21 protein-coding genes are annotated in these 24,121 nt (G+C 50.5%); 5 read left to right on the top strand and 16 right to left on the bottom strand.

The features are described 5' to 3' along the window. Window positions 1-117 precede the first annotated feature (117 nt). From P2W70_RS01155 to asnS, 11 genes are all read right to left on the bottom strand, one after another. Complete coding sequence (locus P2W70_RS01155; protein WP_276479581.1) at window positions 118-594, bottom strand: SRPBCC family protein; 477 nt, start codon at window positions 592-594, stop codon at window positions 118-120. A 203-nt stretch (window positions 595-797) separates the two neighbouring features. Beyond that, window positions 798-1,949, bottom strand: coding sequence for a glycine cleavage system aminomethyltransferase GcvT (gene gcvT, locus P2W70_RS01150; RefSeq protein ID WP_420832381.1), 1,152 nt, complete (start codon window positions 1,947-1,949; stop codon window positions 798-800). 10 nt (window positions 1,950-1,959) lie between these two features. Then, on the bottom strand, window positions 1,960-2,799 hold the full coding sequence (locus P2W70_RS01145; protein ID WP_276479580.1) for a hypothetical protein: 840 nt from the start codon (window positions 2,797-2,799) through the stop codon (window positions 1,960-1,962). A gap of 162 nt (window positions 2,800-2,961) precedes the next feature. Beyond that, window positions 2,962-5,250 (bottom strand): PspC domain-containing protein, encoded by a 2,289-nt coding sequence (locus tag P2W70_RS01140; protein ID WP_276479579.1) that lies wholly within the window; start codon window positions 5,248-5,250, stop codon window positions 2,962-2,964. 2 nt (window positions 5,251-5,252) lie between these two features. Beyond that, window positions 5,253-5,669 (bottom strand): PadR family transcriptional regulator, encoded by a 417-nt coding sequence (locus P2W70_RS01135; RefSeq protein WP_276479578.1) that lies wholly within the window; start codon window positions 5,667-5,669, stop codon window positions 5,253-5,255. A 771-nt stretch (window positions 5,670-6,440) separates the two neighbouring features. Further along, on the bottom strand, window positions 6,441-7,835 hold the full coding sequence (locus P2W70_RS01130) for a COG3014 family protein (protein ID WP_276479577.1): 1,395 nt from the start codon (window positions 7,833-7,835) through the stop codon (window positions 6,441-6,443). 59 nt (window positions 7,836-7,894) lie between these two features. Next, the gene (locus tag P2W70_RS01125) at window positions 7,895-8,485 is read right to left on the bottom strand and encodes a penicillin-binding protein activator LpoB (RefSeq protein WP_276479576.1); all 591 of its coding nucleotides are present in this window, start codon (window positions 8,483-8,485) and stop codon (window positions 7,895-7,897) included. Between the two features lie 36 nt (window positions 8,486-8,521). Further along, window positions 8,522-8,923: a hypothetical protein gene (locus P2W70_RS01120; RefSeq protein WP_276479575.1), complete on the bottom strand. Its 402-nt coding sequence runs from the start codon at window positions 8,921-8,923 to the stop codon at window positions 8,522-8,524. Window positions 8,924-9,145: 222 nt separating this feature from the next. Then, window positions 9,146-10,090: an isopenicillin N synthase family dioxygenase gene (locus P2W70_RS01115; protein WP_276479574.1), complete on the bottom strand. Its 945-nt coding sequence runs from the start codon at window positions 10,088-10,090 to the stop codon at window positions 9,146-9,148. Window positions 10,091-10,297: 207 nt separating this feature from the next. After that, entirely contained in the window at window positions 10,298-10,852 is a 555-nt protein-coding gene (locus P2W70_RS01110; protein WP_276479573.1) for an ExbD/TolR family protein, read from the bottom strand. Window positions 10,853-11,050: 198 nt separating this feature from the next. Next, a complete protein-coding gene (gene asnS / locus P2W70_RS01105) occupies window positions 11,051-12,490 on the bottom strand; it encodes an asparagine--tRNA ligase (protein ID WP_276479572.1) in 1,440 nt (479 codons plus the stop codon). 138 nt (window positions 12,491-12,628) lie between these two features. Between asnS and P2W70_RS01100 the strand changes: the two genes are divergently transcribed. The 3 genes from P2W70_RS01100 (at window position 12,629) to P2W70_RS01090 (ending at window position 16,575) form a co-directional block, all read left to right on the top strand. Further along, window positions 12,629-13,612: a 2-hydroxyacid dehydrogenase gene (locus P2W70_RS01100; RefSeq protein WP_276479571.1), complete on the top strand. Its 984-nt coding sequence runs from the start codon at window positions 12,629-12,631 to the stop codon at window positions 13,610-13,612. 109 nt (window positions 13,613-13,721) lie between these two features. Next, on the top strand, window positions 13,722-15,842 hold the full coding sequence (gene feoB / locus P2W70_RS01095; protein ID WP_276479570.1) for a ferrous iron transport protein B: 2,121 nt from the start codon (window positions 13,722-13,724) through the stop codon (window positions 15,840-15,842). Window positions 15,843-15,966: 124 nt separating this feature from the next. After that, complete coding sequence (locus P2W70_RS01090; RefSeq protein WP_276479569.1) at window positions 15,967-16,575, top strand: hypothetical protein; 609 nt, start codon at window positions 15,967-15,969, stop codon at window positions 16,573-16,575. 121 nt (window positions 16,576-16,696) lie between these two features. Here P2W70_RS01090 and P2W70_RS01085 read toward each other — a convergent pair whose 3' ends face one another. Further along, the gene (locus P2W70_RS01085; RefSeq protein ID WP_276479568.1) at window positions 16,697-17,830 is read right to left on the bottom strand and encodes a hypothetical protein; all 1,134 of its coding nucleotides are present in this window, start codon (window positions 17,828-17,830) and stop codon (window positions 16,697-16,699) included. A 330-nt stretch (window positions 17,831-18,160) separates the two neighbouring features. Here P2W70_RS01085 and P2W70_RS01080 point away from each other — a divergent pair, with 330 nt between their 5' ends. Then, window positions 18,161-18,700 carry a hypothetical protein gene (locus P2W70_RS01080; RefSeq protein WP_276479567.1) on the top strand — a complete coding sequence of 180 codons (540 nt, stop codon included), beginning with the start codon at window positions 18,161-18,163 and terminating at the stop codon, window positions 18,698-18,700. A gap of 375 nt (window positions 18,701-19,075) precedes the next feature. Here P2W70_RS01080 and P2W70_RS01075 read toward each other — a convergent pair whose 3' ends face one another. Continuing rightward, window positions 19,076-19,693, bottom strand: coding sequence for an HAD family hydrolase (locus P2W70_RS01075; protein WP_276479566.1), 618 nt, complete (start codon window positions 19,691-19,693; stop codon window positions 19,076-19,078). Between the two features lie 73 nt (window positions 19,694-19,766). Then, window positions 19,767-20,258, bottom strand: a complete 492-nt coding sequence (locus P2W70_RS01070) for a GNAT family N-acetyltransferase (protein ID WP_276479565.1) — start codon at window positions 20,256-20,258, stop codon at window positions 19,767-19,769. A 497-nt stretch (window positions 20,259-20,755) separates the two neighbouring features. On the opposite strand from P2W70_RS01070, the gene P2W70_RS01065 reads away from it, so the two are divergent. After that, entirely contained in the window at window positions 20,756-22,339 is a 1,584-nt protein-coding gene (locus tag P2W70_RS01065) for a hypothetical protein (protein WP_276479564.1), read from the top strand. 190 nt (window positions 22,340-22,529) lie between these two features. On the opposite strand, the gene P2W70_RS01060 is transcribed toward P2W70_RS01065, so the two are convergent. Together P2W70_RS01060 and P2W70_RS01055 are read right to left on the bottom strand one after the other, a co-directional pair. Further along, window positions 22,530-23,672 (bottom strand): methionine aminotransferase, encoded by a 1,143-nt coding sequence (locus tag P2W70_RS01060; protein WP_276479563.1) that lies wholly within the window; start codon window positions 23,670-23,672, stop codon window positions 22,530-22,532. A gap of 53 nt (window positions 23,673-23,725) precedes the next feature. After that, window positions 23,726-24,118, bottom strand: coding sequence for a RidA family protein (locus P2W70_RS01055; protein ID WP_276479562.1), 393 nt, complete (start codon window positions 24,116-24,118; stop codon window positions 23,726-23,728). Window positions 24,119-24,121: the final 3 nt, after the last annotated feature.

Here is a 24,121-nt window from a genome sequence, read left to right as displayed (position 1 = left end):
ACGATTTAAAATCAGCTGCAATGTTAAGATGCAGATACCAGCTAAAAAAACAAAATATGCGAAAAGTAGTTCGGGCGGGCGTTTCCGGCGATCGTTAATGCTTTGCCAAAATGGTGCTCATTTCTGTAAAATAAATTTCCATTTGTCGCTCTCTGCATATTCGCGGATGGTTTGGTTGCGTTGATTGAGGAGTTGCTCCATGTAGTTGCGCAGGTATAGTATGTTGACCATTTTGCCCAATACTCCCCAGGGCGTTTCGAAGGAAAACAAATCGATGGCCAGCGTACCGTTTTCGATCTGCTTGAAATGATGTTCGTGCTTCATGCTTTTGAAAGACCCTTCTACCATTTCGTCGGTAAAGCTATAGGGCTTTTTCATGTCGGAAATGCGCACCTTCATGATGCGGGTCTTGAAGAGGTGTTTGGCTTTCCAGGTAACCGTCTCATCCTGACCGATCAACCCCATGGTAGTGCCGGCCACGGCTTGTTCACCAGTATGTGACATTGATTTTTTATGCAGATCGATGCTACGGCTAAGATCGAATACGCGTTCGACTGGTGCGGCAATAAAGGTCGTCAGGTGGATGATGGGCATGGGATAGCTGGTTTGCTTGAGGTGCCGAATAAATAGCAAGAAATAAGCCAGATTGTGCGCCCCGTGCGGGATTGCAGCACCTTCCTTCCCAGCTCTCCGGTATGTTGCCTATCAACGCTACGGCCCATGGCCCATTTCTCAGGCAAAAAAAAGAGCGCTGCAGCTGATCTGCAACGCTCCCATTTGTACATATCATTCAACCATTACAGGAAGGGGAACTTCACCACCTTGGCCTGCAGGAGCTTGTCTCTTACTTTGATGTAGATAGCCGAGTCGATCGGCGCATAAGCTGTTTCCACATAGCCCATACCGACGGCTTTGCCGAGGCTGGGTGCCTGTGTACCCGACGTCACTTTACCAATAGCGTTACCATTTGCGTCGGCGATCACATAATCATGACGGGGAATACCTTTATCGATCATTTCAAAGCCTACCAGCTTGCGGCTGAGACCGGCTTTCTTTTGCTCTTCCAGTATTTCTTTGGCGGTAAAGTCCTTGGTAAACTTGGTTATCCAACCCAGACCTGCTTCCAGCGGTGAAGTGGTGTCGTCGATATCATTACCATAGAGACAGAATCCCATTTCGAGGCGCAGGGTATCGCGGGCACCCAGGCCGATGGGCTTCAATCCTTGCGGACCGCCAGCGGCGAAAATGGCATCCCAGATCTTATCTGCTGCACCATCTTTGTCTTCAAAATAGATCTCGATACCACCTGCACCGGTATAGCCGGTAGCACTTACTACGACATTATCTACCCCGGCAAATTTACCCTTACCAAAAGTGTAATACTTCAGGTTGAGGATATCGATGTCGGTGAGTGGCTGCAACATCTTCGTGGCATTGGGTCCCTGTATGGCCAGCAGACAGGTTTTGTCGCTCACATTGTGCATCTCCACATTGTCTGTATTGAACTGGCTGATCCAGTTCCAATCCTTTTCGATATTGGAGGCATTCACCACCAGCATATATACCTTGTTCTCTTCGATGCAGTACACCAAAAGATCGTCTACGATACCGCCTTGCAGATTGGGCAGGCAGCTGTACTGTGCTTTTCCGGCAGTCAGTTTGGAGGCGTCGTTGGAAGTTACGCGTTGGATGAGATCAAGTGCTTTTTCTCCTTTCAGGATGAATTCACCCATGTGGCTAACGTCAAAAATACCGGCATTGTTGCGCACGGCAGCATGTTCATCATTGATTCCGGTGTAGGATATTGGCATATTATAGCCAGCAAACTCCGCCATTTTTGCCCCCAGGGCAATGTGTTTCTGTGTGAAAGGAGTATTCTTCATTTGTTGATTTTGATCGGCAAAAATAAAGGTTGCCGCCAAGGTCGCCAATAAAAAGAGGACTGGCATACGGGTAAGTTTACTTGAATGCAGGGGCCACGCAAGCCGCATGGCTCGAACCACAGATCAGGAACACACGCTCTTGCCGGGCGGCCAGCTCTTTCATGGTAGCTACGAGGTGCTGGTTGCGCAGATCGTTGGTTATGTTCATCATATCTGCCAGGTAGCCGGGCAATGCCTGCTCATCGGAAGTATTGCGCCAATCAGGTTCTAGCGGGAAATACCGCTTCCAGCTCCGGTCGACATCGTTTACTGACCGGAACTTTTGTGTCTGTTGTACATAGCTGGCCCGATGCAGGCACTGCTCTACAAACCCTTCCGGAGAGATCGGCTTGCCAAATCGTAGCTGGCTGAAATAGGGATTCAGGATCTGGGCAAGGGCGATCTGTTCGGGACTGAACTTTTCCTTCAACCGCATGGCCAGGTCTTCTTTAGACAGGTCCCAATTGTACAGGGGGATACCGTCTTTCCTTGCCAGTTGACTTACTTTGCCGCCCTCGCCCAGTGTACTGACGGGATCCATGAGGCCGGGGAAGAGAAAACCCAGGCGACCTTCTACCAGTGCCACCGTGGGCTTCAATTGCTTCCAATGCTTTTCTATTTCAGCGATCTGGGGATGTTGCGGATTGCGGGTATGTTCGGCGCCGATGATCACAAAACTTTTGCCCTCCAGGATATAGGGCCGGGGGTGGTTGGCGATGAGCGGATAATTGGCAAAAGGGGTGATGGAGTCGCGAACGGTGATGGTATGGCTAAGCTTGTAATAACGGGGCGATTTCCAGGCAATAAGGTAGATCGTTCCCAATAAGGCAACAACAATGACCAATAGCCAGATGGCTATACGAAATACTTTTTTCATGGCTATACTTTATACTATTAAGGGAAAAACGGACGAGGGGGATGTCCTAATGAGCGGGTAGCGGAAGGGTACGAGGGAGGGAAAAAAATGGGGCCGTAGTGTAACCGGCCCCGTTGTTCCAACTTCAACCAGGTCCTGGATAGAAGATCCGTGACCAAAATCTTAAAAGAGCTTTGCGAGCGAGGCGACGGGACCTGCCATATCTGCCAGCAAGGGCTTTCTGGTGTTGCTTCCGTGCTCTTCGTCAGCTGCTTTGGAGCGGTAGGTGGTGCGGGTGTCTGCTTTTTTAACAGGGCCGGCCGTATCTACTGCTTCTGTTTCTTTGTTGCGACGGTAACGATAGCCGCCGGTGGTGTCAGCCTTGGGCTGGGTCTGAGGCTGTGTGTCCTTCAACTCGCCTTCGATGTTCAGCTCATTATCGCCGTCTTTTATTTTCAGTTTGAATTTTCCGGACTTCAGTTCTTTCTCTTCGTATTTATCAACAGACTGCAATCCCTCATCCGGTGTCATGATCATATCGCGATCGCTGCTCCAACCGAAGGAATTGTCCCAGTCGAAGTCGTTGTTGCGGTATCCGCGACGACGATTGATGTTGATGCTGAACCACTCATAGTTCTCTACTTTACTATCGATGCGGATGCGTTTGCCTACAGGTACTTCAACGATCACCAGTACTTGTTGATTCCTGAACTTTTCGTTGCGGCTGATGGCAAATCCTTTGGGCAGCAGCAACACGCTATCCTGCTGTTCTACGTTGAAAGCAATCTTCCCGGCCAGCTCGCGGGCATCGGCGAGGTCGCTACCGCGGCTAAACTTCACCCGGCGTACGTGGAATTTATCGTCTTCACTTTTCTTGATGTTGACGCGAACGGTGTTGAGCATCACGGTATCCTGGTTGATGGCGTAGAAGGGCCATTCTTCCCAATCGATGCCGTACCAATCGCCACCATAGTATTTATCGAAGGTATCGGCTACATCGACGATCAGGCGGCCACCGGCAGGTTGCGTCAGTTGCACTTCTTCTTCAGGCGCATAGCCTGATGCTTTGAAATCGCGGCCGAGCGTCATCCCCAATATAAAGGCGCAGATCAGACCGGCAAACCAAAGGGTTGCGAATACATACCGGAGTGAGTGGTTCTTGGAACGTACACCCATGATGCGGCGAACCAGCCAGGTGAGTACAGCGATGAGCGGTATACCCAGGAAGAGGATCAGGGTTGCCCAGGCGAGCATGTTCTGTCCAAAACCATCGAGGATAAAATCCTTCACGGGGAACACGGTGAATCCTCCGAAGATGAACGCTGCGGCCACGGTAATCACCGAGATCAGGATGATGGCAAAGATGAACATGAAGAAGGCTTTGAAGATCACGCCAATCGCGTGGCCTACTCCGCTCCCGGCATGGCGGGCGGCAGGCCCTGCTTCTGCGGAAAAGGTCTTGGCGCGTGAGCCGGCTGTTTGTCCGAACTCTCTTGCTTTTTCCCCAAACTGCTGGGCAGATTCTTTTACTTCTTTACCCCATTTTTCTGCGCGGACCTTAAATCCTTCGAGATCTTCCTTAACGGTATCCCGGATGGAGTTAAGGTCTACCTTCTCCCCCCGCATTTCCAGTTTTTCGGCTGAAGTAACAGCGATGGGAACGGTGATCCACAGAATGATATAGGTCAGGAAAAGGGTGCTGCCGAGTGAGCTGGTGATGATCTTAGGTCCCCACCAGAAATCCCAATCGTGCCACCAGAAGTTGTTGAATACACCAGAGATGAGCCCGAAGATCAAAGGCAAAGCGAAGATCAGGCGGGGTACCCAGTTGGGGGTATTGAAGTAGGCAGCCAGACCGCCACAGACACCGGAGATCACCTTATCTTCTGCACTGCGGTACAGTCGTTTGGTGATATTGGTTTCGATGGACTGGGAAGGAATGATCACCCACAATAATATATATACCCAGAAGAGGGGTGCAAACAACACCACGAAGATGATCCGCATGATCACGGGGTCGATACCGAGGTAGTTCGCCAGTCCGCTGGCTACACCACCGAGGATCTTGTCATCGGCATTGCGGTAGAGACGTCCACGACCAGGGCGGTTGTATGTACCATAGCTTTGCGAGCTGCTGCTGGTATGGCTCTGGCTGCTTTGTTGCTGCTGCTGTTGTTGTTGCGTATTGCTTGTTTCGGTACCGGCGGTTTCTGCTTCGAAATCTTCGGGGCGGCCCATGCTGGCGATCACGGCGTTGACGTCGTCATCGGTGATGCAGGTAGCACCCTTTTTGATCCTTTCAGAAAACAGTTCGGCGATACGGCCTTCGATGTCGTTGATGATCTCATCACGACCTTCTTCCTTGGCGAAGTACCTTCGGAGGCTTTCGATGTATTGTTTCAGGAGTTCATAAGCGGTCTCCTCGATGGGGATCACTCTGCCCTGAAAGTTTATATTGATTACCTTTTTCATGATTACGCTGGTTTGTCGGTTGAAGTGTTGGTTGGTGTGCTGGCAGAATCGGGTCCGAAAGAAACGCTACCGGCCGTGGAAACGAGTGACTCTTTTTTGGTGGTTAACAGGGTGACCGCGTTGGCCAGTTCGTGCCAGGTGGCTTCCAGTTCGCCGTAGAATTCCTCGCCTTTCGGTGTAAGCGAGAAATATTTTCTGGGTGGCCCCGAGTTGCTTTCTACCCAGCGGTAGGTGAGCATATCGGCATTTTTCAGCCGGGTTAAGAGGGGGTAAAGGGTACCTTCCAGTATCTGCAGGTTGCAACCTCTCATTTCATCCACGATATCACTGGGGTAAGCTTCACCCCGGCGGATGATGGAGAGAATGCAGAACTCCAGGATCCCTTTCCGCATCTGGCTCTGTGTGTTCTCGATATTCATATGATGCGTTTGTTGTTAAAAACTGGCAGCAGGGGCTTCATGGCTATACTGTGAACGTTTTGTTTTAAGGCTATACTTGTTTTTACCCCTTGCTGCCAGTGTATTGTTTCATTGACAATACAAATGTATGGAGTTTTTTAGTACTATGCAACATATAGTACCTACCGAGGTAAGGTAATTTTGATAAGCCAATAATGAGTTTTGCCCGAAATGCAGTACCGGCGGCCTTTAGCCAGGATTGGCCGTTTAGGTGCAGCCAACAGAATCTGGATGAATGGTAAAAGGAGCGGGTTGAGTGGGGGTGATTTTATCAAACATAGGCTGCTACGGCGTTGCAATCATTTGCTTTCGCCCAATTGCGTCATTCTGGCATTTCAGGAGGTATCTTTGGGGCCTGCTTTCAATATCTTCTATAATGTGTCATTCAGTGGCTGAATCGGTCGGGCAACCCGCCCTCTACTACCGCCAAACAGCGTTGCCGCTGGGATTGAAAATCAATCCGATTGTTAGTTGCGGTTTACTCTAGGTTTACTTCAGGTTTACTGGTGCTTTAGGCGAAACACGGGAACGGTACGCCTTAGCCAGGCGGTGGGTGCCTGATGAATGCCTGCTCGTAAATCGCACCAGGACATACCTTGGCTTGTTAGAAATTTGGGTTATTCAGGTTTCACCATTCAGCAACTACGCCATTTTGACACAATAGTTACCTTAATCGTGTAGCTGGCAAACCGGCCTTGTAGCTATGGCATTCGGAAATGGGGTAATGGGCGCCTATCGGAGTGTGCAGATATTTTGCACCTGGATGCTTCCATTGCCTTCGGCGACCACATTGAATTTTTGGGAGGATTGGCCAGAAACGGTCACCTGGAGCACATTGGTGCCCCGGTTGAGCGGTACGCGCAGGTAAGAAATGGTATGGGGCAGACTTTGCCAGTTACGGGTGTCGGCTTTCTCGGAGGCGAAGTTGAAGACCTGGATGGCAAAAGCGATGGCTTCTTTGGTGTCTTTGTTTTTGTCGTCGCTTTTGGGTCGGGCGGCGATCTCTGCCAGCTTTTTGACGGCGGCCCGGCTGAGGGCGGTGGACATTTCCCGCAGGAAGCGTTCTTTTAAGGTCGCGAAAGCGATGGCATTGATGTTTTCAGCCGGCTCGAAATGATAGTCGACATTGTTCAGGGCCACGGTTGCGTTGCGATAGTACACCGGTTGTTCCTGGTAGCGTGGAAAAGCGATGCGCAGGGATCGCAGGTCGGTCAGCTTCAGGTCTTCGGCTTTGGCATTGGTGCTGGCAAAATCGAAGGGGATATTGAAGGCCCCGGCGGGGTCTACAAAGGCGAAGTTGCCAAACCCGTCTTTGGTCAGGGCAAAAAAGAAATCCTGCTGCACCTTGATGGGCGCCAGTCCATTTTCCCAGAACAATACCAGTTCGCCTGCTTCGGAGGGGGCGGTACGCTTGTAGGTCGTTTTCAGCAATTGCTCATAGCGGCGTATCTCGTCCTGAAAACCCATCCCGTCGGCGGTACGGAAAAGATCCTGCACCAGCTGTGCCGGCAGCTGGGTTCCATAGTACTGGTCGTTATTCTTCAGGTAAATATCTACGGCGTTGCGATACGAAATGAACGCGTTGTTGATATCGCGGCTTTGCTCGTAGATGATACCCTGAATGGTAAGCGAGAAGGCATCATCGCTGTATTTGCGGTCACTTTTCGTTTTATCCTGCTGGGCATAGCTACGCAGCGAAATACGACGCGCCTCCACCATGGCTTCATCCGACTCGCCCAGGTAGAGGTAGTTGAGCGCCTTGTAATAATGGATCATGAACTTTTCAAAATCCTCCCCTTTGTAGGTCTGCATCATGGGGTTGAGCAGGGTACCCAAGGCGATGTCACCGGCTGAGGTGCGCGTGTCTTCGATGAAGTTGTCGGCGAGGTTGAAATAGTAGTTGCTGCTATCGTATTTCTTTTGTAGGTGGGTGATCTTTCCTTTTTCGAAATAAAAGAGCAGCCGGTTGCGATTGGCCTTGATCAGCTTGATCTTGTCCAGGTCCGATTCAGCTTTTTCGTAGTTACCATTCATGACATTGGAATAGTAACTGCCTATACGGGTATTGTACGTAGCGCAGGAAAACAATAAGAGCATCAGCGGTACTACAGCCAATGCTCTTATCATATGATTAGATGATAAAGACATGCCGGTGGGATCTTCCGTTGAACGGAGTGAAGTCTAAATTAGTTGGTCACGTATTTGGCAATCTTCTTATCACCGATCCATACCACTTCGTTGGTTTGGATGTTGGTGAGTTCGAGATTCACCTGGTAGTACACCACTTTTTTCTTCTTCTGTGCGTCAACGATGGAGTTGATGGACCCCTGGAGAATAAAGTCGGCGCCTTGTTCAAGACCGAACTTCTTCATGCTGGAGGCTGATGCGTTGGTTTGCTGATCGGCTTTTTCTGCCCGTAGCTCTTCGCGTTTTTTGCCGCCTTGCACAAGTCTTACTTTACCCGAGCGGATAAAAGACTGTTCAACGTCTTTTACAAAAGTTTCTGCGTCGATGTGTTCTGTGCTTTTGTTGGTGACGAAACCTACAATCACAACGGGTTTTGCGCCATTTTTAGATTGCTGGTAGTCGCTTATCCACTTGTCGCCGAGTACGTCGTCGATCATCTTTTCAGCGGTAAGGCGGGAATCAGTATTGTTCCAGCGGCCGCTGAGGTCGATCTGCTCGCCCGGGTCGATGCGGGTTACTTTGCGTGAACAGGATACACTTGTAACGCTTACAGCCACGGCGGCTGTAACAATCCATAGAATTCTTTTCATAAAAGACTATTTGTAAAAGAGGTTATTGCTTAAAAATTATCTGCACCAAAATGCAAGTGAAGCTGCCAGGGGGAGGGTTGACCACAGGTAATTGCCCCAACCAGTACCGCCAAACGGGCGATAATAGGAGTTATAGGGGTAGTAGTAATCATTGCTGTACCCATTATACCATCCGTTATTACGTGCACGCTCCATACGGAGTTCGCGGCGCCAGGCTTTGCGGTTGGCGCGGAGCGCCAGTTTATCTTCGTAATAATCGATGGCTTTGTAAGTATCCTGTACGGTGGTACCATGCCAGCTGTTGATCGAATCGGCCATTTGCATATAGCGGGCCTGGCTCACCATGAAGCTGGGATTCTGGTCGGGGGCTAAGGTTTGTGCTGTAGCAGCGATGGCTGTTACCAGGACAAAAGAAGCTGTAAGTAGAAAACTTTTCATAACTATAGCTTTAAGTAAGTCCAATTGATGATGCAAAGCTAATCAGCGATGCGTTAACCGGGCGTTAAATTGGAACACCATCTGTGCAAGATAGTGTTAAACCGTAGGTTATGCAAGCTGTATACATAAATATACATCTTTATGTGATGTTAAATGTGGTAAAATGCAAAAGCCGGCAGTTGACCCACCGGCTTTGTTGTATAAATCATTGCATTAACAATGCTACTTCTTCAACCCGATCTCGCGCAAACGTTCGTCGAGGTATTCGCCGGCTGTAGCGTCGGGATAAGCTTTGGGATGATTGGCATCGATACAGCTGTCGAGGCTGGCCAGGCTCATCTGACTTTTGGGATGCAGGAAGAAGGGGATCGAGAACCGCGATGTATGCCACATTTCGCGGGGTGGATTGACCACGCGGTGTGTCGTACTCTTAAGCTTGTTGTTGGTGAGGCGTTGCAACATATCGCCCACATTCACCACGATCTGTTCGGGCAAAGAGGTCACCCCTACCCACTCGTTTTGCTTGGTCAGGATCTGCAGGCCATCGGCCGAGGCGCCCACCAGCAAAGTGATGAGGTTGATGTCTTCATGTTGCTCAGCACGGATGGCTGACTTTGGCTCCTGTGTGATCGGCGGGTAATGGATAGCCCGCAGGATGGAGTTGCCATTGTGGATGTATCCATCAAAATAGTGCTCGTCGAGCCCCAGGTAAATGGCAATTGCCTGCAGCAATGATTTGCCCGACTTTTCAAAAGCCCGGTAGGCTTTGTCGAAGGTGTCGTTGAAAGCTGTTACGTCTTTCACTTTTACGTTATCGGGGTATTCACTCTTAACGGGATCATTGTCTTCGACGATCTGCCCATATTGAAAGAACTCCTTTAAATCCGGCGCATCGCTTCCTTTGGCGTGTTCCTTTCCGAAGGAGGTATAGCCACGCTGCCCGGCCAGTCCTGGCACTTCGTATTGCTTTTTGGTATCGGAAGGTAAAGCAAAGAACTGCTGTACATATTTATACAGATCGGCAATGAGCGCATCGGATATGCCGTGATTTTTTACGGCCACAAAGCCAACATCTTCATACGCCTTGCCCAGTTGTTGTACAAAGGCCTGTTTCAATTGAGGATCGCCGGAAGTAAAGTCGGCGAGATTGACGACTGGTATAGCCATACGACAAGTTTAATTTTATCAATGTAGTTAATGGATGATAAAATTAGTTCTTTTTCATATAAAAGCGCAGACAGCACCTCGTAAAGGATGCTGCCTGCATTGCTATAGTTATACACAGTGGGGCGCTTTGTGGGGTATCGGTTTCGGGCCGTGCACGCCCGATTCCCTGTCGGTCTGGCTGTTGATCCAGGCCGGGCCCAGCTGTCATTACAAGCCACCGCTTTTTGTCGCCGCTGCCTGCTTTTCTTCGTCCGTTATATCCATCAGGGCGTAGCGGCTCAGCCCATTGATCTTGACCTCATCGATGATATCTACCACGTTCTGGTAATTCGATGCGGCATCCGGTTTGATCATCAGCGTGAGGTCTTTCCGGAAGTCCGGTTTTATCCTATCCATCGCGATCTGTTTATCGCGGATAACCTGGCCAATACCGTCTTTCATGCCATAGCCGGTGACGCCAAATGCGCCTGTTTTGAGGGCAACATCCATACTCCCGTGGTAATAAAATACCTTATTGCCCGCGATGGGAAGTACGGTCAGTGCAGATGTTTCACCCACTGTACCCGGAGGAGCCGGTTTTGTATCATCGGGCATGATCAGTTTGGTCACCACCGGATTGGACATGGTCGTCGTAAATATGAAAAAGGTAATGAGCAAAAAACCCAGGTCGACCATGGGCGTGAGGTCGACACGGGTAGATAATTTCTTACTACGGCGCACGCCGGGTTTGTCGCTTGTCGTAGCGGTATTTATTTCAGCCATACAGGTAGATTTTAGTATAAGATGTAGGCTGTAACAAATTCCATAAAGTTTTCCTGCGTGTTGTGCCAGGCATGCAAGGGAGAATCGCCTGGCCTTTGTGTGGCTGCTAAGACCTTCCCGGCCCAAACCGAAAAACAAAAAGAGCCGCCGAAGCGACTCTCTGGTAAATATGTTCAATGCACTTAAAGCGCACGAAGGTTAAAACTCTGCGTTCTTGGGTGTACGTGGGAAGGCGATCACATCGCGGATATTGGTCATACCGGTTACGAACAACACCATCCGCTCAAAGCCAAGTCCAAAGCCGGCATGGGGAACAGTACCATATCGACGCGTATCGAGGAACCACCACATTTCTTCTGTCGGAATGTGCAACTCTTCCATACGTTTGGTGAGCTTGTCCAGGCGCTCTTCGCGCTGTGACCCACCTACGATCTCACCGATACCGGGTGCCAGGATATCCATGGCGGCGACCGTTTTACCATCTTCGTTCTCGCGCATGTAGAAGGATTTGATCTCCTTGGGATAGTTGGTCACGATGACGGGTTTCTTGAAATGCTTCTCCACCAGGTAGCGCTCGTGCTCGCTCTGCATATCTACCCCCCATTTCACTTCATACTGGAATTTCTTCTTTTTGTACGCGGGTGACTGCAACAGGATATCGATCGCTTCTGTATAGGTAATGCGGGTGAAATCGTTGTTCAGTACAAACTCCAGTTTCTCGATAAGCCCCATCTCGCTGCGCTTGTCTTGCGGCAATTGCTTCTCTTCCTCTACCAGTCGCTGCGCGAGGAACTCGAGGTCTTCGCGGTTATTTTCCATGGCGAAGCGGATCAGGTGTTTGATGAATTCTTCAGCCAGGTTCATATTGTCTTCCAGGTCATAGAAGGCCATTTCGGGTTCTATCATCCAAAACTCGGCGAGGTGACGCGCGGTATTGGAGTTTTCGGCACGGAAAGTTGGTCCGAAGGTATAGATCTCGCTGAAAGCCGTAGCCGCCAGTTCGCCTTCCAGCTGACCGCTCACGGTCAGGTTGGTAGAGCGGCCAAAGAAATCTTCTTTATAGTTGATGGTGCCATCGTCGTTCTTCGGTGCATTTTCGGGAGGCAGGGTGGTTACACGGAACATTTCACCGGCACCTTCCGCATCGCTGGCGGTGATGATCGGCGTATGCATGTAGACAAATCCTTTCTGGTGAAAGAACTGGTGAACAGCAAATGCCAGGCTATGGCGTACGCGGAATATGGCGCCAAATGTATTGGTGCGGAAACGCAGGTGAGCGATCTCACGCAGGAACTCAAGGCTGGGCCTGTTCCGCAGCTGCAAAGGATATTTTTCAGGATCGCTATCCCCCAGTATTTCCACCGCTGTTGCTTTTACCTCTACTTTTTGTCCTTTGCCCTGTGAAGGGATCAGCTGGCCGGTTACTTTCATCGAAGCACTCGTCGTAATCCGTTTGATGGTGGCCTCGTCGAGTGAGCCGAGCTCTGCTACGATCTGGATATTATTATTGGTAGACCCGTCATTAAGCGCTATGAATTGGTTGTTACGGAAGGTGCGTACCCAACCCATTACTATTACTTCCTGGCCCGTTGCTTCGGTGGTCAACAAATCTTTGATCTTTGTCCGTTTGTTAAACATGATTTTTAGCTTAATACGATTACCAATAATTGCCATTTTTTGGCAGTTTGCAAAGATAAGGATTGGGCAGGCAATGTTATATAGGATAACTTTGAACGAAAGGAATAGTAGATTATCCATCAATCCCCGGTTTGTACCATGAGAATTGCTTTTTTTTCTACCCAATCATACGACCGCACGTATTTCAGTCAATTCAACAATGGCCATGAGCTGGTGTTTTTCGATGCTCAGCTCAATGAGCAAACGGTGGAGCTGGCCAGGGACTTTCAAGCCATCTGCGCCTTTGTGAACGATAAACTGACAGCGCCCGTCATCAACCAGCTGGCGGCGCAGGGCACCCGGATCATCGCGATGCGTTGCGCCGGTTACAACAATGTAGACCTGGCGGCGGCCCAGGCCAACCAGGTGGCAGTGGTGCGGGTGCCGGCCTATTCGCCCTACGCGGTAGCCGAACATGCCGTGGCCATGATCCTGACGCTTAACCGCAAAACGCATAAGGCTTATAACCGGGTGCGGGAAGGTAATTTTTCGCTGGAAAGACTGACGGGATTTGACCTGCATGGCAAAACGGTGGGCGTGATCGGCACCGGTCAGATCGGCCAGGTGTTTGCCAGGATCATGCTGGGCTTTGGCTGCCGGGTGCTGGCCTTCGATGTGATCGCCAACCGCGACCTGGAAGCAGCCGGCGTGGAATACCTGCCACTCATTAAGCTGCTACCCGAATGTGATATCATCTCTTTGCACTGCCCCCTGAACGACCAGACCAAGCACATCATCAATGACCAAACCCTGGGCATGATGAAGCCGGGGGTAATGCTGATCAATACCAGCCGTGGCGGCCTGGTCGATACGCGGGCCGGCATCGAAGCGCTGAAAAGCGGCCAGTTGGGCTATCTGGGCATCGATGTATACGAGCAGGAAGAAAAGCTGTTTTTCCACAACCGATCGGAGGAGATCATCGAAGACGAGGTGATCATGCGGCTCATGAGCTTCCCCAATGTGCTGGTCACCGCGCATCAGGGCTTTTTCACGGATGAGGCATTGACCCAAATCGCCCAAACTACCATACAGAGTATCAACGACTTCGAGGCCGGACGACCCCTAATCTATAAAATAGGTTAATTGTTGGCGGGCTGGCGCCCTTTTTACCTAAATCGTAAAGCGCCTCCATTTCATTTCGGTAATTTCGCGGCCTTGTTTCCCGCCAAAAGCGGGCAGGCTCTATATTATCATGAGGGAAACGATTCAAATTGCATTGGTAGGCAACCCCAACAGTGGAAAAACATCCCTGTTCAACGCCCTGACCGGATTGAACCAGAAAGTCGGCAATTTCCCCGGTGTTACCGTGGATAAGAAATCTGGCCAAACGACCATTTCTGAATCCATGACGGCCACCATCATCGACCTGCCTGGCACCTACAGCCTGTACCCACGCCGGGAAGATGAGTGGGTAGCTTACCGCGTATTGATGAACCAGGATGCTGAAGTGAAGCCTGAAATGGTGGTACTGATCGCCGATGCCAGCAACCTGAAACGCAACCTGCTTTTCGCCTCCCAGATCATCGACCTGAAAATGCCGGTGGTGATCGGGCTTACCATGATGGACCTGGCCAAGCAAAAAGGCATCAAGATAGATATTCCCGAGCTGGAAAGAGAACTGGGCGTACCGATCATCCCCATCAACCCCCGCAAAAACAAGGGTATTCCACAACTTAAAAAGGCCATCGAACAAACGGCCTTACATCTTTATAAGACGCCTGTACGGGACTTTATCAACAACGCGGCGCTGGCGCCCGCAGCGGTAAAGGATGTACAGGAAGTGGTAGCCGACCTGAGCGACTACGAAGCGATCCACTATCTCATCAACCATGAATCTTTTGCCCTGGCAGATGGACTGCAGGACAAGATCGAGTCGATCGAGGTGTCGCACAAATTCAATCATACCAAAACGCAGGCGGAAGAGATCCTTCAACGCTACCAGCGTATTGGCACCATCCTGAAGCAATCGGTTTCTGAGCCGTCGCCTTTGCAAAAAAGCCTGCTCACCGAAAAACTCGACGATATCCTGTTGCACCGCAGGTGGGGCTACCTGATCCTGCTGTCGGTTCTCTTCCTGCTGTTTCAAAGTGTGTTCTGGCTGGCAGAGTACCCGATGAACTTCATCGAATGGAGCTTTGCCGAGATCGGCGGTTTCTTCAATCGCGTGTTGCCCGAAGCCTGGTGGAGCGACCTGATCATCAACGGGCTTATCGCCGGTATCGGCGGTATCGTGATCTTCATTCCGCAGATCATGATCTTGTTTGGCCTCATTACTATATTGGAAGACACCGGTTATATGGCCCGGATCAGCTTTTTGACCGACAAGCTCATGCGCAAAGTGGGGCTCAACGGCAAAAGTGTGATGCCCATGATCAGCGGTTTTGCCTGCGCGGTACCCGCCATCATGAGTGCCCGCAATATTGAAAGCAAGAAAGAACGCCTGCTCACCATATTTGTGACGCCGCTGATGAGTTGTAGTGCCCGTCTGCCGGTGTACACGATCCTCATCGGCCTGGTTATTCCTAAAACCAACCTGCTTGGTTTTATTGGTGTACAGGGCCTGGTCATGATGGGACTTTACCTGCTGGGGCCTGTGATGGCGCTGGTAACTTCTTATGTAGCGCGGTTCTTCATCAATATCAAAGAGAAGAGTTATTTCATTCTTGAACTGCCGGTATACCGTGCACCCCGTTGGAAGAACGTACTGGTGACAATGGTCAGCAAGGCGAAGATTTTCGTCGTCGATGCCGGTAAGGTGATCATGGTGATCAGCCTTATTTTGTGGGTACTGAGCAGCTATGGCCCCGGCGATCGTATGGCCAATGTACATGCCAAATACGAGCAGCTGGCGCAGCAGCACCCCGAGCAAGCCGATGAACTCGACAGAGAAAAAAGCTCTGAATTGCTGGGTAATTCCTACGCCGGCATCCTGGGTAAAAGCATCGAACCGGCCATCGAACCCCTGGGTTACGACTGGAAGATCGGCATTGCCCTGATCACTTCTTTTGCGGCCCGTGAAGTATTTGTGGGTACGATGGCCACTTTGTACAGCGTGGAAGGTGGCGATGACGCCGACGAATCGACCCTGACGGAAAAGCTACATGCTGCCACCCGGGCAGATGGCAGCAAGGTCTATACCCTGGCCACCGGAGTTTCGCTCATGATATTCTATGTTTTTGCCATGCAATGTATGAGTACGCTGGCGATCGTGAAGCGCGAAACCCGGAGCTGGAAATGGCCGATCTGGCAGCTGGTCTATATGACCGGTCTTGCGTATGTCATGAGCCTACTGGCCTTTCAGTTACTCAGGTAGAAGCAGCTACACATATCCCAATTTTTACAGGGGTTTGCGCTACGTCAATAAGCGGTGGCCGAAGCCTGGTTACGCAACAATCATTTCGGTTGGTCGTTTATAGGGTTACCCAAATCCCCTCCCTATGAAAAAGATAGTCAGTATCTTTTTTGCATGCTTGTGCGCCTATGTCTCGAATGCCCAGACACCTGCCTCGTGGTATCACTACACGGAGGAGTTCTGGTTCGTGAAAGAAGTACCTGCGAGCTCCCTGCAGGGCAAGAATTTCCGGTATGAAATTGCGGTAAAAGCCGATCCGGCCGACTCGCTGTCGAGGGCGAGGATCCATGGCGTTGGTATCGATGCCGGTCAGCAGCATTTGTTGAACAGTGGCTTTACGGTAGAGACCCGCACCGAACAGGAATGGACCATTTACACAGTGGTCGGCAAGGTATTGCCCACCATGCACAAACTCAGCTTTTACGCTTCGGTCAATGGCAATGGTCAATTTTACTTCGACGATATCAGCTTTTATGTGGAAGAGCAACCCGGCCGCTGGAAACAGCAATCGCTGTTCAATGCCTCCTTTGAAGAAAAGCAGCCGGATATTTTCGCTGGTTTTGCCGTGAACAAACGCCGGTCATTCAATATTCAGACGAGGCTGACATCGGACGTTTATAAAACCGGGCAGCAGTCGTTGCTGGTGATCACCAAGGGGGCCTCTCCCATCATTGCCACGGCCCAAACTGAATAACGATCCAACAACTTTAGCATACGCCCAAACAACCAACAGGAAAGGAGCTCACGAGGAGCTCCTTTACGTTTTCTACCCATTCAAACCTTAGAAAATAAAAACCAACCGTCTTTGAATATCGTTAGCTGGCTGCCTGTTCGATCCTTCTGCGCAGATCGGGGTACATCCTTTTCATCAGGTTGTCGAGGATCTGTTCTTTGGAAGGTCCGAAATTGCTGTTCCTGTTACGGATGAGCAACCAGTCGTTGTTGTCGAGTGCACGGGAGTCGCCAGTATAAGTGGCGTAGCTATCGTCCCAGCTCAGGTTTTGCGTCAATAAGCCCTGGTCGATGCTGAGGTTATTGACAATATCATTGACCCGGTAATCGAGGCCGCCGTTTACCGTAAAGGTGCGGCGGGTGATGTGCAGGGTGGCGCGGACGGTTTTGTACACGGGTTTGCCGGTTGAGTCCTTTCCTACTTCCACGTTGCGTGATACTTCGCGGTTGAACTGGTAGGGCATGGATGCGTTGGCATCGATACTTCTCCATTTCACATCTACGACCCAGTCTACATCGATGTTTTCGCGGCTGGCATCACGGTCGGTATAGAAGCGGGCGGGTACGATGTTCGCGTTTCTGCCTCCCAGTTCGCGCACCAGTGACTCCTGGTAATCTTCGGGGCGGTACCGGAATCCGGTATTGCCCCAGGTATTGAAAAACAGGTTGTCGTTGTCGATCCGGTTTACCACGACGTCTACTACACTTTGTTCGTAAGAACGTGCCATCAATGCCCGTGTATCCTTGTAGCCATTGACATAGGCGTTGGATCTGCGGAAAGCTTCATTGGCCTGCAGGTTTTGTTCGCGTTCGTTCGCGGCCATCAGGCTGGTGCCTTTGTTGTAAAAGTAATCGGCTGCGTCTTCCCGTACATCCTGCAGTTGCTGCAGGTAGTTGTGCGGCTGCACAAAGTTCAGTAAGGCCGGTACCGTTTGGGCACTGGTGTACATCTGTTGCAGTGCTTCATATTCCCGCAGTATTTTATCCCAGCGCTTTTCATCGGTGCTGGTGCGGTATACGGCAATAGCTTGTTCGTGCCGGTCTACCGACAGGGCGTACAGGCTCTTCACATCCTGTTGGGCTTTTGCATTGTCCGGGTGTTTGATCAGCTCGTTCACGGCGGCATACAGGGGCTTGTCTTCTGTAAAAGAAGCCTGGAATTTCTGGGTGCCGCGGCAGGCAGTAAACAATACTGCGGCGAGCGACAGGGTTATCATCAGGCGTATCATAATTTGGTTCTCCTTCCCTACATTGACTGCAAAAGGGTTCAAAAGATTGTTAGCGGATTCTTAAATCATGCAGGCTTTCTGGCGCAGGGTTGATTGACAGGTAATTGTGTGTTCGGCTTGTTTTGCCGGGAGCATGTAGGTAGTGCATAGGCGCTGCCGGACAGGCATCAGGGGAAGGTGGATTTCGGTTCGGGGTTACTGCGTTGGCCTGGGCCTCAAACCCGTCAATCGGGCAGGCAAATCCGACCACTGGTACAAGTGAGCCGGATCGCCTGCCGCAAAAGGAATAGCTTGGTGGACTAAAGCAATAACCTGAATATGAAAAAGCTTCTGGTTTTCTGTGTGGCTTTTATAGCCAGCGTCGCCGTGCAGGCGCATCAGTATACCGCGGCGCCGGACAGCATCCCCGCGCAGGCAAAGGACGTTCAATCGATGGATGCCATTATCGGTGCTTTGTATGATGTGATCTCGGGCCCGGCGGGTCAAAAGCGGAACTGGGATCGTATGCGCACCTTGTTTTTACCGGAGGGCAGGTTGGTTGCTACCGGCATCCGCCCCGATGGCACTACCGGTAAGCGGGTGATGAGCGTGGAGGACTATATCAATACTTCGGGGCCTTACCTGGAGAAGAATGGCTTTTTTGAACGGGAGATTGGCCGTAAAACGGATCAGTTTGGCTGCGTGGCGCATGTGTTTAGCACCTACGACTCCAAGAAAACCCAGGCGGATGAAAAGCCGTTCATGCGCGGCATCAACAGCATTCAGCTGTATCATGACGGCAAACGTTGGTGGGTATTGTCGGTGTTCTGGCAGCCGGAAACGCCACAATTGACGATACCGGATCAATATCTGCGCTAGGCGCTGGCTGTTTTTGCCTTTAACGGCTTTCGGCCGCTTCGGCGTTGTTGGCCGTCCGCTGCTCGCGGAATGGCCTTCGGCTGTTCACCTGATCTTCTCCACATTGCCTAAATGGCTTCTCTATAGGAAGGCTGTGCAGAGGGGTGCCCGGCCGGATGCAGAGGATGTCTTGAGGATGATCAGCGAATGTATCGGCCACCTAAACCGGATCCAGACCTCGGCACCGGCTCGGCACCAGCTCGGGAGTAGCTCGGCATGAGCTCGGCAGCAAATGTTACATAGTGATTTTGTTGATTTGTAACTAGTTGATAAGGTTCGTGCTGGAAGCCGCGTCCTCCTTGTCAGGCACACCGAATTATCATTCTAATGAGCTTATCAAGGAAGCGTGACGCCGAGGGCCTCCAGGTCGGAACGAAATTGCGCGGGTGATTTGAAATGGATGGTTTGCATGCCGAGTTCTTTGGCGGGATGCAGGTTGCGCGCATTGTCATCGATGTACACTGCTCGGGTGGGATCGATGTCGAAGCGGCTGAGGAGTGTTTGATAGATGGGGAGGTAGGGTTTGCGTGTTTTTTCATCGCCGGACACGACGATGCCTTCAAACCAATGCAGGAATTCGTATCGCTGTAAGGCAATGGGAAATGTTTCGGAGCTCCAGTTGGTGAGGGCGTAAAGCCGATAATTGGTGTCGTGCTTGAGGTGACGCAGGATATCGACGGTGCCCTGGATGGGGCCACCCAGCATTTCTTCCCAACGGCCATAGAAAGCGCGGATATTGGCCTCATGATCGGGAAACTGCTTTACCAGTATGTCTGTTCCTTCGGCGAGTGAGCGACCTGCATCCTGTTCTTCGTTCCAATCGCCGGTGGTGATGTTTTGAAAGAACCAGCGCATGTCTTCTTCTTTGTCGAATATAGTCTTGTAGACATATTCAGGATTCCAATCTACCAATACGCCGCCGAGGTCAAATACGATGGTGTCGATCCTGCTCATAGTGTTGTGGGGTTGAGGCACGAAAATAAACGTTTCGAAGTAAGTGTGAAAAGCAGTGGATGAGATAACACCGTCATACACCAACAGATTGACTCCGCCGCTCGAGCATGACGGTGGTACGCCAGATTCCATCGAGTTGCGCCACGCGTTCGCGGTACCCGATATAGCGAAAGGAGCACTGCTCATGAAGATGGATGCTGGCGCGGTTCTCTTCGTGAATGACGCTGAGCAGGGACCAGATTCCGTTCCGCTCACTTTCGGCGATCAGTTCCAGCAGCAGGGCACGACCTATTCCTTTGCGCTGGTGTGCCTGGGCCACATAAACACTTACCTCTGCCACGCCGTGGTAGCAATCGCGGGAAGAAACGGGTGCGAGGGCCGCCCATCCCGTTATTTCGGGGCCCTCTTTTGACATGATCCGGGTGTGTGGGAGGAATTTGTTGTCGAATTCGGTCCAGTCGGGTACCTGGGTTTCGAAGGTAGCCATTCCGGAAAGTATGCCCTGGCGGTAGATGTCGAGTAGTATGGGGGCCTGACTGGCTTGCATGGGTTCGATCGTGATCATGCTCCTAAATTATCGATCGTAAACAATTTAAGACGGGGTAAAAGCGTTTTTGTCCGTTATTTAATGTGTCGGGTGTAAGATAATTGCGCCTGATGGAGTAGAAGGAATTGCGGAAAATACGATCTGGCCAAGCATTTTTGCTGATTTTAAAGAAAAGTTAACACTGGCTGGTATTATTCTCCTATATTCGCGGGGCCTTTTTAAAAGAAAAAAGGTCCACTGTAGAAACAGCTGACCTCTAACGATTGCTTGCCATATGAAAAAAGGTAATAAAATCTATCTCTATTTGTGTGGGTGAACGTATTTTTGCTCAATTTCACCCCGGCCTCTAACTCACTTGCCTGCGATACTCAAAGCCTCATCTTGTTCTTGTGATACAAAAATAAGATGAGGTTTTACTTAACTCAAAACATCTTATGGGGGATTTGATTATGCCTAAGGGGTGTGTTTAGCGCAGAATCCTTACTGGAACTGTGTTTCAGGAAAATTTCATGATGATGGCCAACAGATTAACAGATACCTTATTCCAATTAGTTCACTCTTTAGAGAAATCGGAGAAGCGACATTTCAAGCTCTATATAAAACGTAGTTCGGGTAATGAAGACCTGAAAATCATACAGTTATTCGACGCACTCGATAAGCTGAACGAGTACGACGAAAAGCTCCTTCTCAAAAAACTTCCCTCCATACAAAAGCCGCAGCTCAACAACCTCAAGACACACTTGTACAAACAGTTGTTAGCGAGTTTGCGTCTATTGAAAACGGCCGACAATACCGATCTTCAATTGACAGAGCAGCTGGATTATGCACGCATTCTGTATACAAAAGGTTTGAAGATCCAGGCATTGAAGATCCTCGAGCGCGTGAAGGAAATTGCCCGTCAGAACCAGAAGTTCAACTTCCTGGCGCAGGTGATTTCGCTAGAGAAGAAGATCGAAACGTTGCACATCACCCGAAGCTCGCAGGAGAAGACCGATGAGCTGGTGCAGGAGTCGCTGGAGATCGCTGGTCACATCGACCGTGTAACACGGCTGTCGAATCTTGCTTTGAAATTGTACCGTTGGTATATCAAGAACGGCCACGTGCGCGACGAAGCCGATGAAAAGGATATCCGTGAATTCTTTAACAAGAACCTTCCGCCCGATGATGAGATCACCGGGTTTTACGAAAAACTTTACCTCTACCAAAGTTATTGCTGGTACGCTTTCGTACGCCAGGACTTTCTGATGTACTATCGCTATAGCCAGAAATGGATTGACCTGTTTGATGCCGATCCGTTTATGATCACCGTAGAGACGGGTCACTTCATCAAGGGCATGCACAACCTGCTCAATGCGCATTTTGACCTCCGCAACTTCGAGAAATTCGAGATCACCCTCAAGAAGTTCGAAGAATATGCGAAGACGCCCACTGCCAATATGCACGACAATTTCAGAACGCATACTTCTATATATATCAACGGCGCCAAGCTGAACCTGAACCTGATGCGGGGCACGTTCAAAGAGGGCTTGCTGGAACTGCCCAAGATCGAGCAGGACCTTGAAACCTATCAATTGTATGTAGATGGGCACCGTATCATGGTGTTCACGTATAAGTTTGCCACCTTGCATTTTGGCAGCGGCGATTTCAACCGATCTATCGATTACCTCCAGAAGATCATTCATGGCAGTACGGAGATCCGCAATGACCTGCAATGCTACGCCCGCCTGCTGCACCTGATGGCGCATTATGAACTGGGCAATTTTGAACTGATGGAGTCTTTGACGAAATCGGTATACCGCTTTATGGCCAAGATGGGTAACCTGACCGTCGTGGAAGAAGAGATGTTCAAATTCCTCCGCCACTCCTTCGGTGTATCGCCCCGCCAGTTGAAACCAGAGCTGGAGAAGTTTCTGGAGAAGATCAAACACCTCGAAAAAGACCGCTACGAAACACGCGCTTTTGCTTACCTGGATGTGATCTCGTGGGTAGAAAGTAAGGTGTCGGGCAAGCCGATGAGTGAGATCATCTACAACAAATACCTCAAACGCCGCGTGCGGCGTTATGTGGAGCTGGACGTTCCCCAAAAGATATCAGCTTAATCAATGAATACAAGCGCCCCCTGCCGATGGCAGGGGGCGCTTTCGTTTATGGGCATCTGCTGCCTTTATTTGATCAGGGATATTTTGACCAGGATCGATTGAATCCAGTAATCGTTCGGTTGGAAAAGGCTTTGGGTTGACTTCAGCCCGAGGCGCCTTATTCCCGGTATACGCCTGCATTTCCACGCTATCAAATCTTCCGCAACCGTTCTACTGCCTGCTCGAGGGTCGACTCCTTTTTTGCAAAACAAAACCGGATGACGTGGTTGTCTTTACCGGATTGGTAGAAGGCCGATACGGGAATAGTGGCGATCCCATACTCCTTGGTGATGCGGATGGCAAAATCCTTATCGCTTTCATTACTGATCCTGTCGTACTGGTAGCATTGAAAATAGCTGCCGTAGCTGGACAGGGGCGTGAAGCGCGTGTCTTTCATCAGCGAAGCGAAATAATCCCGTTTCTGCTGCATTTCAGGAGCCAGCCGCAGGTAGGTGTGGCTGTCTTTGAGGTAGGTGGCCAATGCTACCTGTGAGGGGGTATGGCAACTGAAGCAATTGAACTGATGTACTTTCCTTAACTCTGTCGTAAAGGCGGCGGGAGCGATGCAATAGCCCAGCTTCCAGCCGGTACAATGATAGACCTTACCGAAGGAGAAGCAAACGAAGCTGCGTTGCAGCAGTTCCGGATAGCGCAGTATGCTCTGGTGGGGGATATCGTCGAAAATAAGGTGTTCGTATACCTCATCAGACAGGATGAGGATGTTGGTGTCTTTGACGATTGCCGTCAATTGCTGCATGTCTGCCTCCCGTAATACGGCACCTGTCGGGTTGTTGGGCGTATTAATCATGATCAACCGGGTGCGCGGTGTGATCCTGGCCCGGACTTCGTTCCAATCGATCCTGTAATCGGGAAACTGCAGGTCGATCAGCACCGCCTTGGCGCCATTGACCTCGATATTGGGGATATAGCTGTCGTAACCGGGTTGAAACACGATGACCTCATCACCCGGTTGCAGCACGGTGGTCAGCGCTGTATAAATCGCATAGGTGCCGCCGGGGGTAATGGTAATCTCTGTATCGGGATTCACGACCGTGTTGTAGAGCAACTGGATCTTCGCTGCCAGCGATTCGCGCAGGGGCATCCATCCCGGCATGGGCGCATACTGGTTGTATCCGTCCTGCATGGCTTTATCGACGAGGGCGGTCAGTTCTTCGGGCATTGGATAATCGGGAAACCCCTGACCGAGGTTGACGGCTTTGTGTTCTGTTGCCAGGGCACTCATAACCGTAAATATGGTGGTGCCCACATTGGGTAGCTTTGATTGGATCTGCAAGGTACCTTGGATTGAAATGAATACCAGATTGGTGATATGATTAAATGTCTGTGTTATTCGCTGATGACAGCAGTGGCTTCTATCTCGATGAGGTAGTCGGGCTCTATGAGTCCTTTTATCTCGATCATGGAAGTACAGGGCTTGATGGTGCTGAAATATTCGCCGTGTGCTTTGCCGTATTCTTCCCAGCGACTGATGTCTGTTACAAACATACGGGTGCGCACGACGTCCGCGAGGGAGGCTCCTGCCTGCTGCAGTATCCTTTCTATCTTGCCAATAATAAAATGGGTTTGGGCATAGGCATCTCCTTTGCCCACCAATTGGCTGTTTTCATCTACTGCGACAGTCCCGGTTACTTCTACCGTGTTGCCGATCTTTACGGCGCGGCTATACCCTACAATATCCTCCCATTTGGCGCCGGAGGATATATTGATGCGTGTTGACATATA

This window comes from Paraflavitalea pollutisoli, from assembly GCF_029360705.1.
In the GTDB taxonomy this organism is placed as follows: Bacteria; Bacteroidota; Bacteroidia; order Chitinophagales; family Chitinophagaceae; genus Paraflavitalea; species Paraflavitalea pollutisoli.
The sequence above is the reverse complement of the archived record's forward strand: the minus strand, read 5'-3'. Positions and strand labels throughout refer to the sequence as shown.